This window comes from Rhabdaerophilum sp. SD176, from assembly GCF_030143245.1.
Taxonomy (GTDB): domain Bacteria; phylum Pseudomonadota; class Alphaproteobacteria; order Rhizobiales; family Beijerinckiaceae; genus Rhabdaerophilum.
In genome coordinates this window covers 55,693-67,531 of the sequence record NZ_JARJNS010000006.1, presented here as the reverse complement: position 1 = coordinate 67,531, position 11,839 = coordinate 55,693, and the positions used below count along the sequence as shown (strand labels likewise).

Annotated in this window: 10 protein-coding genes; 3 read left to right on the top strand and 7 right to left on the bottom strand. The window is 63.1% G+C overall.

The window, feature by feature from the left end:
- Positions 1–56 precede the first annotated feature (56 nt).
- A complete protein-coding gene (locus P0652_RS14805; RefSeq protein WP_284179627.1) occupies positions 57–722 on the top strand; it encodes a TetR/AcrR family transcriptional regulator in 666 nt (221 codons plus the stop codon).
- A 1-nt stretch (position 723) separates the two neighbouring features.
- Positions 724–2,208, top strand: coding sequence for an NAD(P)H-hydrate dehydratase (locus P0652_RS14800; protein WP_284179626.1), 1,485 nt, complete (start codon positions 724–726; stop codon positions 2,206–2,208).
- 2 nt (positions 2,209–2,210) lie between these two features.
- Here the strand turns inward: P0652_RS14800 and P0652_RS14795 are convergent, their stop codons facing one another.
- The 4 genes from P0652_RS14795 to P0652_RS14780 all read right to left on the bottom strand — a co-directional run bounded on the left by P0652_RS14795 (position 2,211) and on the right by P0652_RS14780 (position 8,355).
- Positions 2,211–3,185 carry a transglutaminase-like cysteine peptidase gene (locus P0652_RS14795; RefSeq protein WP_284179625.1) on the bottom strand — a complete coding sequence of 325 codons (975 nt, stop codon included), beginning with the start codon at positions 3,183–3,185 and terminating at the stop codon, positions 2,211–2,213.
- 189 nt (positions 3,186–3,374) lie between these two features.
- Positions 3,375–4,691, bottom strand: a complete 1,317-nt coding sequence (locus tag P0652_RS14790; protein ID WP_284179624.1) for an HlyD family type I secretion periplasmic adaptor subunit — start codon at positions 4,689–4,691, stop codon at positions 3,375–3,377.
- A complete protein-coding gene (locus tag P0652_RS14785) occupies positions 4,684–6,834 on the bottom strand; it encodes a type I secretion system permease/ATPase (protein ID WP_284179623.1) in 2,151 nt (716 codons plus the stop codon). The genes P0652_RS14790 and P0652_RS14785 overlap by 8 nt, the downstream gene beginning before the upstream one ends.
- A gap of 144 nt (positions 6,835–6,978) precedes the next feature.
- Positions 6,979–8,355 (bottom strand): TolC family outer membrane protein, encoded by a 1,377-nt coding sequence (locus P0652_RS14780; protein WP_284179622.1) that lies wholly within the window; start codon positions 8,353–8,355, stop codon positions 6,979–6,981.
- A 206-nt stretch (positions 8,356–8,561) separates the two neighbouring features.
- On the opposite strand from P0652_RS14780, the gene P0652_RS14775 reads away from it, so the two are divergent.
- Positions 8,562–8,840 (top strand): Ada metal-binding domain-containing protein, encoded by a 279-nt coding sequence (locus P0652_RS14775; protein ID WP_284179621.1) that lies wholly within the window; start codon positions 8,562–8,564, stop codon positions 8,838–8,840.
- Here P0652_RS14775 and P0652_RS14770 read toward each other — a convergent pair.
- The 3 genes from P0652_RS14770 to P0652_RS14760 are packed head-to-tail and all read right to left on the bottom strand — an operon-like array spanning position 8,812 to position 11,795.
- Positions 8,812–10,311, bottom strand: a complete 1,500-nt coding sequence (locus P0652_RS14770; protein ID WP_284179620.1) for a tripartite tricarboxylate transporter permease — start codon at positions 10,309–10,311, stop codon at positions 8,812–8,814. The two genes, P0652_RS14775 and P0652_RS14770, sit on opposite strands and share 29 nt — an antisense overlap.
- Positions 10,311–10,805, bottom strand: coding sequence for a tripartite tricarboxylate transporter TctB family protein (locus P0652_RS14765; RefSeq protein ID WP_284179619.1), 495 nt, complete (start codon positions 10,803–10,805; stop codon positions 10,311–10,313). Before P0652_RS14765 ends, P0652_RS14770 begins: the two co-directional genes overlap by 1 nt.
- A gap of 6 nt (positions 10,806–10,811) precedes the next feature.
- Positions 10,812–11,795, bottom strand: coding sequence for a Bug family tripartite tricarboxylate transporter substrate binding protein (locus P0652_RS14760; protein WP_284179618.1), 984 nt, complete (start codon positions 11,793–11,795; stop codon positions 10,812–10,814).
- Positions 11,796–11,839 lie beyond the last annotated feature (44 nt).

Below are 11,839 nucleotides of genomic sequence, written 5' to 3'. Positions count from 1 at the left end.
ATTGTTGCTGACTACAAAGTCATTTGTAACTCGCCCGGCGGGGAATGCAAGGATTAATGACCAAAAAGTCAGTTATAGTGTCGACCGACGAGCGACCGGAAGCTCCGCGCCGGCGTCGGCGGAAGGAGGCACGGCCCGCCGAGATCATCGCGGCGGGTATGCAGGAATTCGCCTTGCGCGGCTTTGCCGGCACGCGGCTCGAGGATGTCGCGCGTCGTGCCGGTATCGCGAAGGGCACAATCTATCTCTACTTCGAGGACAAGGAATCGCTGTTCATGGCGGCTGTCCGCGAAAGGGTGGGGCCCGCGATCCTCGAGGTTGCGGGGTTTGTTGATGGCTTCCCCGGCCCGACGCGTGACTTGCTGCGGTTGGTCATCCCCGTCCTCCACGAGCGTCTGGTCCAGAGTGACCTGCACACCATCCTGCGGATCATGATCGGCGAGGGGAGCACCTTCCCGGGCCTGACCGCACTCTACTACCGCGAGACCGTGCTGCGCGGCCGTGAATTGCTTGAACGGATCGTCGCGCGCGGCCGGGCGCGCGGCGAGATTCGCGAAGGAGCCGCCGCCGACCTGCCACTGGTGATCATGGCCCCGGCCATCATGAGCGCAATCTGGCAAATGACGTTCATGCACGAGGCGCCGATCCCGCCGGAACGTTTCCTGGCCGCCCATCTCGATCTGATTACGGAAGGGCTGCTCGTTCCCGATGCAGGGCGCTGAGATGGCTTTGCGTGACCTGCGTCTTTTCCCACCTGAATTGCTCTCCAATGCAGCCATGGCCCTTGCGGATGCGAATGCCGTCCGCCGGGGCGTGCCGGTTCTGAACCTCATGGAAAGGGCTGGTCGTGCCGTCGCTGATGCAGTTCCCTTCCGCGCCCCCGTGGCCGTGCTTTGCGGGCCTGGCAATAACGGTGGCGATGGCTATGTCGCGGCTCGGTGTCTGGCGGCCGAGGGGTTGGATGTCTCGGTTTTCACCGATCATCCGCCGAAATCGGGCTCGCCTGCTGCCGAAATGGCGGCTCGCGCCAGATGCACCGCGCACCCCTTGGCAGATTTCCGGCCGCATGCGGGGATGATCGTGATTGATGCACTCTATGGAGCCGGACTTACGCGTGCCATCGAAGGAGAAGCAGCCGCAGCCATCGCACGCACCTCGAAATCGGGGGCCTTCATCGTGGCCGTCGACGTGCCCAGCGGCCTGTCCGGCGATACAGGACTGGCCACAGGCCCAGTTCTGCCAGCCGACCGAACGGTTACCTTTTTTCGGACCAAAGCCGGGCACTGGCTGCAGCCGGGGCGTCACCTCTGTGGAACGTTGATCCTTGCCCAGATCGGCCTCGAGGCCGTGGATATGCCGGTCGATCCGGCCGACCTACAGCTGTGGCTGAACGGGCCATGGCTCTGGCGCTCGGCCGTGCCGGAGCCCGGGCCGGAGGTCCACAAGTTCCGCAAGGGGCATATCCTCGCGATCAGCGGCCCGGAATTTCGTACCGGTGCGGCGCGCCTTGCGGCGCTCGCCGCGCTCCATGCCGGCGCTGGTCTTGTGACCGTGGCGGGCAACGCCGCAGCCTTGCGCGTTCATGCTGCCCATCTCTCGGCCATCATGCTGGCAGAGATCGAGCAGAGGGATGCCGAGGACAACGACCTCCGGGCCCTCCTGACGAAATCCCGGTTTTCTGCCGCGCTGATCGGGCCTGCCGCTGGCATCGGGCCGGAGACAAAACGCAAGCTGGCTATCCTGCTCGAAGCCGGCTTGCCGGCTGTAATCGACGCGGATGCGATCAGCGCCCTCGGTGGCCTGCCCGAATGGTTGGCTGCCCGCAACCGGGCAGGGGCCGTCCTGACGCCGCATGCGGGGGAGTTCATCCGCCTTTTTGGGCCGGATATCACCGGCTCTAAGGTCGAGACCACGCGCGCCGCAGCGCGCAGGAGCGGATGCGTCGTCGTGCACAAGGGTCCGGATACGGTCATCGCGGCACCGGATGGTCGCGCGGCGATTAACACCACAGGCGGCGCCGAACTCGCGACCGCCGGCTCAGGTGACGTTTTGGCCGGCATCATCGCGGCGCATCTAAGCGCCGGGTTGCCACCCTTCGAGGCGGCAGCGGCCGGGGTCTTTCGTCACGCCGAAGCGGGGCGCCGGCTCGGGCCGGGGTTGACGGCGGATCTCCTCGCCATCGCCCTTCCGCCGCTTCGGGCTGCCTGACCTCATCGCGTGCCGCGAAGCGACAGCTCCGACATCAGCACTTCTGCACCACCTGGATGGGCCGGCTGAAACCGGGCGCTGGTCTGCGCTTCGGGATCGTCAGTCTGGACAAACGGGGCGGCAAACAGGTCCTGACGCAGGCTGTTCAACGCGATTACCGGGCGGTAATGCGGCGTATTTGCATCGCTGTCCAACGTGTCATAGCGATTATCGAGCAAGTGCCAGGCAAACCGGCCCCTCACTGCGAGGACGGCATGGTCATCGCGGGCCTTGTGGTCGCGCAGAAGGACGATCCGCATGTCATCCTCGGCAATGCCAACTTCCTTGAGCAGGTAGAATTTTGCGATTGCGTAGTCTTCGCAATCCCCTGCTTGCGCCAGCGTCTTGAGCGGGCTCGACCAGACATCCGCTTCGGAATGCCGGGCCACGTCGCTCTGATAGCGAACCGACGCGTTGACCCGGGCATTGATGAGGGAAATCTGCGCATCCCTGTCCAGCGGGCGGGCCTGCCGCGTCATCGAAAGGAAGGCGCTGCCGCCTTGCGGGCAGCGGGCCGGGTTGCGCTCGCATTGTTCAAGGATCGCCCTTTCGCGGATCCAGTCCGCCTGGATCCGGCGCCAGTTCAGGGCAACCTTCGCGTGGAAGGAAGGGAACAACTGGTAGCCAGAACCCAGGTAGGGCGACTCGGCAGCCAAGGCCGCAGGACTGTCCGGGTCGAGGGTCGACAGGCGAAGCGGCCAGGACTGTGCCTCGCGCTCATTCCTTTGCGGCTTGCCTTCCTGCCGGTCAACCAATTGCCGGATCGTGAAGAATTTCGGTCCGTCATCAAGTCTGGGCGCCACGGTCAACACGGCCGCCGGACGACGGGCCACCACGGCATTCTGTGCCATGACCGGCGAAAGCAGGGCGAGGATCGGGAAAAACCCGGCAACAAAGCTGACAATGGGCCAGCGCCAGTGCAACCCGTAACTCGACATACGCAACCCCACACCTGTTGGCGAAGGGAAGCGAACCCGGAGGTCCGGCCTGATTGTTCAGGTCTTCAACCCTGCGCCAGTTGAGGATGCGTGGCCTGCGTCGGTTTTTGGTTAAATCGCGCTTCGGAAGCGGACGAAACCGGTGGCGTGCTTTCGCACCAGCCAAGGAATTCGATCCATTTTTATCAATTAGCGCTCACGCAATGCCTCATCAAAGACCTTGCGGATCGGCCGGAGCACATATTCGAGGACCGATTTGCGCCCGGTCAGGATCTCGACGCTGCCTACCATGCCCGGAATGATGGGCAGTTGCGCGGCATCCGGGCCAAGATGGCTCCGGACAGTTCGGATCACGACGCGGTAATATACCTCCTTCTGATCATTCGTAATCGTATTGGCGCTGATCCGTTCGACCTTGCCCTGTAGCGAGCCGTAGACCGTCGGATCATAGGCAGAGATCTTCACTACGGCATCCTGCCCGGGGCGGATGAAGGCAATATCGGCCGGTCGGACATTCGCCTCGATCAGCAGGTTGTCCTCCAGCGGAACGATATCCATCACGGCCTGGCCGGGCTGGACCACGGCGCCGATCGTGGTGACGCTGATCTTGTTGACGATCCCGTGCACCGGGGCCCGGAGATCGGTCCGTCGGACGCGATCCTGTGCGGCCCGGATGGTTTCCTCCACAACAGCAAGATCGGCCTGGACCTTGGCGAGCTCTTCCTCCGACGCCGCGCGGAAGGTCGAGGTGACGCTGTCGCGCCGTGCCTCTGCCTCGAGAATGGCAACCTCGGCCTTGGCCAGGGAAGCCTTCACCACATCGAGTTGGCCCTGCATTTCCGCAGCCTGGCGATCGAGACGCAGCATCTCGATTTCCGGCACGACGCGCTGCTGGAAGAGCCGGCGGGTAATCGCCGTCTCTTTCGAGAGAAGGTCGACGGCCTGTGCAAGACGCCGTTCCTGCGCCTGCAGCTCGCCAAGTTCGGCTCGCCTCTGCCCGACCTGCTGCACGATCACCTCGATATCCTGGGTCAGCTTGCGCTGCCGCGCTTCGAAAACAAGCCGTTCTGCCTCTGTCGCCCGGCCAGCCTCCTTCAGGAGCGAGGGCGGGAAGCCGATCTGGCTCTGGCCGGTGGATTCGGCAGTCAGGCGCGCGACGCGGCTCGCCAATGCGAGGCGCCGTTCACGGATCTCGCCCAGCTGGGCGGCAAAATTCGTATCGTCGATGCGCATGAGCACATCGCCTTTCTGGACGATCGCACCTTCGGCGACATGGATGTTCTCAACCAACCCGCCCTCAAGCGGCTGGACGACCTGGACCTGGCGGGACGGGATGACGCGTCCCTCGCCGCGGGTCACTTCATCGAGCACGGCCAGCGATGCCCAGATCACGGCCGACAGGATCAGCGCGGCAGTGACCCGGACGAGCAGGACATAGGTGCGCGGAGTCCGGAGATCGGCGGCCGCCCGGATATCATTGGCAAAGGCAAAGTCATCCTTATGCATCGGCTGCACCACGCGTGACCACCGAGCGCTTGTTCAGCCCGGCAAGGATCGCGTCGCGAGGGCCATCAGCGACAAGGCGTCCATGCTCGAAGACCAGCAGTCTCTCGACGAAGGCGAGGAGTGAGACGCGGTGGGTACAGACAATGAATGTCGTGTCGCGGCCGAGCACGGCGTCGAGCCGGGCGCAGAATTCCGCTTCGCTGCGGACATCAAGCGCGCTGGTCGGTTCATCGAGGAAGAGGATTCGCCGGCGCCGCAACAGGACGCGTGCCAGCGCGACGGACTGGCGCTGTCCGCCTGACAGCGACCACCCGCCTTCGGCGATGCGCATGTCGTAGCCCTCGGGATTCTGGGCCACAAAACTGTCAATACCGGCGAGGCGCGCCGCGGCGATGATCTCTTCATCGGTGGCGTCCGGCCGCCCGAGGGCGATGTTCCGCCGCATCGTGCCCATGAAGAGATCGGAATCCTGCATGACGAACCCAATATCCCGCCGCAATTCCATGGGGTCGAACTGGCGCTGGTCGGCGCCATCCAGCAGGATTCGTCCGGAATCCGGGTTATAAAGATTGACAAGCAGGCGACCGATCGTGGTTTTCCCCGAGCCGATCTTCCCGACAATACCAACCCTTTCTCCGGGCTGTATCCGGAAGCTGACGTCATCAAGGGCAGGCCTTGCGGAGCCGGGATAGCCGAACGTCACGCGATCAAACACGATCGCTCCTTGTTTGATCCGGCGGGCTGTCTTGACCTCGCCGGGGATGGTGTCCGCTTCGAGCGCCATCAGGGCATCGATGCCCTGCAGGGCGATCAATGTCTGGTTCGCGCGGGAAATCATGCCAGCAAGGTTGGTCAGCGGCGAAAGAACCCGCCCAGACAGCATGTTGGCCGCAACCAGCGCGCCGACGGACAGGGTGTTATTCATGACGAGAAACGCGCCCCCGACCATGATCCCGAGCGAAGCCATCTGCTGGGCCGCGTTCGACAAGGTCAGCGCCAGGGATGACCAGTGATGGACCTGCTCGCCAGCGCGCGCCGATTGCGCGACCGAACGTTCCCAAGCCGCTTGCAGGCCGGACTGGGCACCCATGACCTTGACAGTTTCGAGGCCGTTCAGACTTTCGATCAGGAGGCCGTGCTTGGCCGAAGCCTCTCCCTGGAATGCCTTCATGGCGCGATCGAGCGGCCGCTGGATCAGAAGTCCGATCGCAATGACGACCGGCAGCAGGAGCAAGGGAATCCAGGCGAGGGGGCCAGCAATTAGGAACAGGATCCCAATGAAAAGAAACGCAAAAAGCAGATCTGCAATCGCGATCAGCGTGGCGGAGGTGAAGAATTCCCGGACGGAATCAAAATCCCGGACCTGATTGGCCAGGACGCCAACGCGCTGGGGCCGCACCCGCATCCGGATGTTCAGCAGATGCTCGTAGATCTGCGCAGCCAGAACGCCGTCGGCTTGTTTTCCGGTCAGGTCAATCATTCTCGACCGGGCAAACCGGATGATGAAATCGAACGCAATTGCCAGCAATACGCCGACCAAAAGCGCCACGAGCGAGGAAATGGCGTGGTTCGGCAGAACGCGATCATAGACGGCCATGGTGAAGAGCGGGAACACAAGGGCCAGGACATTGATGATCAGCGTGGCGAGCGCGATGTGCCAATAATTGGACCGGAACCGCCGGATCACTCCAAGAAACCAGCCGTAAGGGGGTCTTCTGTCCACGATGCCGGTATCCGCAGTCGCCAGCGGCCGGATCAGGAAAGCATATCCCGAGTAAGCCGCGTCGATCTCGTTCGCAGGCAAGGGGGCAGCCAACGCCTCTCCTTCATCGGGAAAGCGCACAACCTCGCAGCGGCCGTCTTCAGGGTCCATCCGGCGGAGGACAACCGGCTCGGTCCCGAGGAACACGACGCAGGGCAGCACCAGCGGGGAGATCTCGCTGAACGGACGGTAGACCAGTTCTGCGTCCAGCCCGGCACGCCGGGCCGCCCGGGCAAACAACGTGGCACCGAGCGGCGCGCCTTCGAGCGGCAGCCCTGACAGCACGACATCCTCCCCCACAGCCCGGCCGTGATGCGCGGCAAGGTGGAGGAGCGCCCTGAGCAAGGGGCCTTTGGACGGGGAGTCAGACAAGGAGAACACCGGTGAGGCTTGCGCGTCGTCCGGTTGAGCCGGTGGCGAGGTGCGGATGTGGAAAGCGCTCGGTTATGACAGGCGCCGGCATACGGCAGGTCGCCATGGTGCCAAGGGAGAAGATCGTCTTCTCGGGATGTGCTGTTTGGCCGGTCAATGGAGCGCCCCCTTGAACGGGTTGCCAAACGTGGTCGGGAAGACGGATCGTCGGTCCCTCGAAGTCGGGTTCGCATCCTGCGGGCGTGCAATATTCAGGCGGACAAGCAATTGTCCTGATGTCGCCAGCAACTGGTAATCCGCAAAAACAGCGACGTTCCTTGCCGCCTCGAGCGAAAGCCGGGCATTGAAATGGGCGTTCTCGGCATTGAGCAGGTCAAGCAGGCTGCGCTGGCCCAGCTCGTACTCGCCGCGATACGCAGTCACCACCGCCTGGGCCGCACGAACCTGCCCCCTGAGGGAGGCAATCCGGGCGCCGGAAAGCTGCCGGACGCTCCAAGCGCGGTCGATGGATTCAAAGGCCGCGCGGCGCAGGGAATCAACGCGGCTCCGGCTCTCGGCCACACGTTCGCCCAGTTCCATCCGGCGGGCACTGTCCGTTCCACCCGAAAAGAGCAGCCAATCCGCCCGAAGCTTGACGGAAGCCTCGTCAAAACGCCCTCTGGCTTGACTGGAATCCCGTCCGGATGCTGCGCGGCCCTCGACACCGACACGCGGCAGGAAAAGCCCTGTCGTCGCGTCATAGTCCCGTTCAGCAGCCGTCACGTCGCTGGTGGCAGCGAGGAGGGTCGGGTTGGCGGCAATGGTCAGGTCGAAAGCCTTCTGGCGCGTCGCAGGCAGGCCGGAAAGGCGCATCGGGCCGGCCAGCCTTCCAGGAACGATGCCGACTGCCTTGCGGAATGCGGCCCTTGCTTCCTCAAGGCGGATCCGGAACTCCGCCAGCACGGCGCGGGCAGCGGCAAGGCGCTCATTGACCTGCTCCTGGTCGCCCATTCCGGCGCGGCCGCCGCTGTAGCGCTGGGAGATCGTGTTGGCCAGCCTTTCATGCACGGCGACGTTCCCCTCCGCGAGGGCGACAGAGGCCATGAAGCGCTGGATGTCGAGGAAGGCCTCCGCGGTATCCAGTGCGACAAGCTCAGCGCGTTCGAGTGTTCGCCAGGCTGCGGCATCTGACCGGGCCATTTGCCGGTAGATCTGGTTCAGTGTGGCAAAACCATCGAAAAGCAGCTGATTGACAATGATTCCGGCCTCGCCGCCGGCTTTCCGCCATTCGTTCGTGCCGGCAATGACACTTCCGGCCGCCCGGCGTGAGCGTTCATTTCCGTATTCGGCCTGCACGCGGATTTGCGGAAGCAGACCGCCCTGGACCTGCCGCAATTCTTGATCGACCGCGCGTCGGTTGGCCGCTGCCTCGCCAATCCGCGGATTGCTGGTCACCGCCATGCGGATCGCCTGTTCCAGCGTCATGGGTTGCTGGCCATGAGCCGTACTGAAAGAAATCAAGAAAATGGCCGCGAGGAAGGGCAAACGCATCGAGAATGCTCCGAGGCAAATAAAAAATGAAAATGACTATGGCTCGAAACAGGCTACGCCTGCTCGAAGGGAGAAAGGGCAAATATGGAATCGGGTGGCCGGAGGCTCAGAAAAGTGATCAAATCAGCATCAGGAATTTATAAGTGAAATCTAATCTAACGCGAACACACACAAGGCAGGCAGAGAGGGCAGAAAGACGATGCGCAATGGCCGATAACTACAAAACGACAAAGAACATTGATCCCGATACCGTAGCGGATTGGCGCTGGCAAGTGATCTCTGCCCGCCCTCGGCGGGCTTGTTCAGATTTTGTTTACGCGGTTACAACGACAGGTGTGTTCTGCCGCCCCGGATGCCCGTCCAGGTTGCCATTGCCTCGCAATATTCGCTGCTATGACACTGCCGGAGAGGCCGAAGCGGCTGGTTTCCGGGCCTGCAAGCGATGCGGAGGCGGAATCATGCCTCCTGCGTCGTCCTCGGCCTGAACTTTGCCCAGAGGGCGGGGCCGACAAGCGCGACCACGGTGAGAACCAGCAGGGTCAGCGACAGGGGTTTCTCGATAAAGATCCACCAGCTTCCCTGGCTGATCGTCATGGCCTGCCGGAAATTCATTTCCGCGAGCGGTCCGAGGATCATCCCGATAATGACAGGTGCCGTCGGGAAGTCGAATTTCCGCATCAGGAAGCCCATGATCCCGACGAGATAGAGCAGCACCAGGTCCACCACCGAGCGGGAAATGCCGTATGAGCCGACCGTGGCAAAGATGAGAATGCCGCCATAGAGCAGAGGTGCCGGGATCTTGAGCATCTTTACCCATAGCCCCACCAGCGGCAGGTTGAGCACCAGCAGCATCACATTGCCGATATAAAGGGACGCAATCAGGCCCCAGACGAGCTGCGGATTGGTCTGCAGCAATTGCGGGCCCGGATTGATGCCATAGCTTTGGAAGGCCGAAAGCATGATCGCTGCGGTGGCCGATGTCGGCAGGCCCAGCGCCAGCATAGGGACCAGCACACCGGCAGCGGAAGCATTGTTCGCAGCCTCCGGCCCGGCCACGCCTTCAATGGCGCCATGGCCGAATTCCTCCGGCTTGGTCGAAAGTTTTTTCTCCAGAGAATAGGAGAGGAAGGTCGGGATTTCGGCCCCGCCGGCCGGCATGGCCCCGATCGGGAAGCCAATGAAGGAGCCGCGCAGCCACGGCTTCCAGGATCGTTTCCAGTCTTCCTTGCTCATCATCACCGAGTCGGTGACCTTGATCACCTCTTCAGGCCCGCCCTTGGGTTGGGCAGCCAGCCAAAGTGTCTCGCCGATCGCGAAGAGCCCGACCGCGACGATGATGACGTTGATGCCGTCATAAAGCTCCGTCAGCCCGAAGGTGAAACGCAACTGGCCGGACTGGTTGTCGACGCCGATCATGCCGAGGAACATGCCGACGAACAGGGCCGTCATGCCGCGCACGGCAGAACCGCCGAGAACCGCCGCCACGGTGACAAACGACAGCATCATCAACGAAAAATATTCGGCAGGCCCGAATTTCAGCGCGAAGGCCACGACCGGTTCGGCCATGAAAGTGATGCCGATCGTTCCGATGGTGCCGGCCACGAAGGAGCCGATGGCCGCCGTGGCGAGCGCCGCGCCGGCACGCCCGCGCTTGGCCATCTTGTTGCCCTCGAGCGAGGTGACGATCGTCGCGCTCTCGCCCGGCGTATTGAGCAGGATCGAGGTTGTCGACCCGCCATACATCGCACCGTAATAGATGCCGGCGAAGAGAATGAAGGCTGCCGTCGGATCGACCTTGGTGGTGATCGGCAGGAGCAGGGCGATGGTCAGCGCCGGGCCGAGGCCGGGCAGAACCCCGATCGCTGTCCCGACCGCGACCCCGACAAGGCACCACATCAGGTTGATCGGCGTCAGGGCGATCGCAAAACCCTGGAGCAGCTGGGCGAGCGTATCCATCAGATCAGTCTTTCGATCATCCCGCTGCCGATCTGGTAGCCGAGCACCCGGTCGAAGCCGATATAGGCCACCAGCGCGAGCGCGAAGCCGATCAGGACATCACGGAGAAAGGCACGGCTGCCGAAGGCGCGCGCGGTGAAGCTGAAGACCACAGTCGACGCGATGATGAACCCGAATTGCGGGATCACCTGGGTTTCGCCGACGCGATATCCATCGATGAGGAAGAGGTTCATCCCCAGCCCGGCCAGCAGCCAGCCGAGGCCGCGCCAGTCGAAATCGATGCCGCGCTCATGCTCCCAGCCGCCGGTCAGGCCCTGAAGGGTCAGCAGCAGGCCGAAAAAGACAAGGCCGGCCGTGATCGCCCAAGGCACCACAGCAGGTCCGATCTTCGCATAGGCGGAGGAGGGAATGGCCGCCGTCGCGAAACCCACGACGACGGCAAACCCCACCATCCCGAGCCCGACCAGAAGTTCGGGCAGAGAAGGCTTCAGCACCATCGATCAGGCCGCGAGACCGAGATCTTTGAGAATGCCGGTAATGCGGGTGGTCTCGGTATCGATATACTTGGCGAAGGCATCGCCGCGCATATAGATGCCGGTCCAGTCGCGCTTGGTCAGTTCGGTCTTCCAGCCTTCCGAGATGACCAGCTTGTCAAACAGCGCGATCAGCGCATCCTGCTGGGCCTTGGTTGTACCGGGTGCGCCAAACACACCGCGCCAGTTGAACAGATCGACATCGACCCCGGCTTCCTTGAGCGTCGGGACATTGATGCCGGCCTGGCGCTTGTCGGCGGAGATCGCCAGCACGCGCAGCTTGCCGGCCTTCACCTGCTCGGCGAACTCGCCATAGCCCGAGACGCCGCAGGAAACCTGGTTGCCCAGGAGAGCCGCCGTGGCGGGACCACCGCCGGCATAGGCGACATAGGCCACCTTGCGCGGATCGACGCCAACCGCCTTGGCGATCATGCCGGCAAGGATATGGTCCGACCCGCCAGCCGAGCCGCCGGCCCAGGAAACCTTGCCCGGATCCGCCTTCAGCGCGGTGACAAGGTCACCCATCGTCTTGAACGGGCTCTCCGCCGGAACGACGACGGCGAGGAACTCGCCCGTCAGACGGCAGAGCGGAACGACATCGCTGAGTTTCAGCGGCGCCTTGTTGGCGATGATCGCCCCGACCATCACCATCCCGCCGATCATGATGGCGTTCGGCTGGCCCTTCTTGGTGGACATGAATTTCGGCAGGCCAACCACGCCACCGGCGCCCGGCGCATGCTCGAACTGGAAGTTGGCCATGATCTTTTCGGCCCGCATGACGCTTTCGATCGCGCGGCCGGTGCCATCCCAGCCGCCGCCCGGCGCTGCCGGTACGAAGATCTGCAGCGAAGTCAGGGCCTGGGCTTCGGCCGGGGTCAGCATGCCAAACGGAAGGGTTGCGGCGGCGCCGGCGGCGATACCCGATTTCAGGATTGTGCGACGAGTTGTCATGTCTTGGGCTCCCACATGTCTATAGTCTTGATTTGGCATCTTTT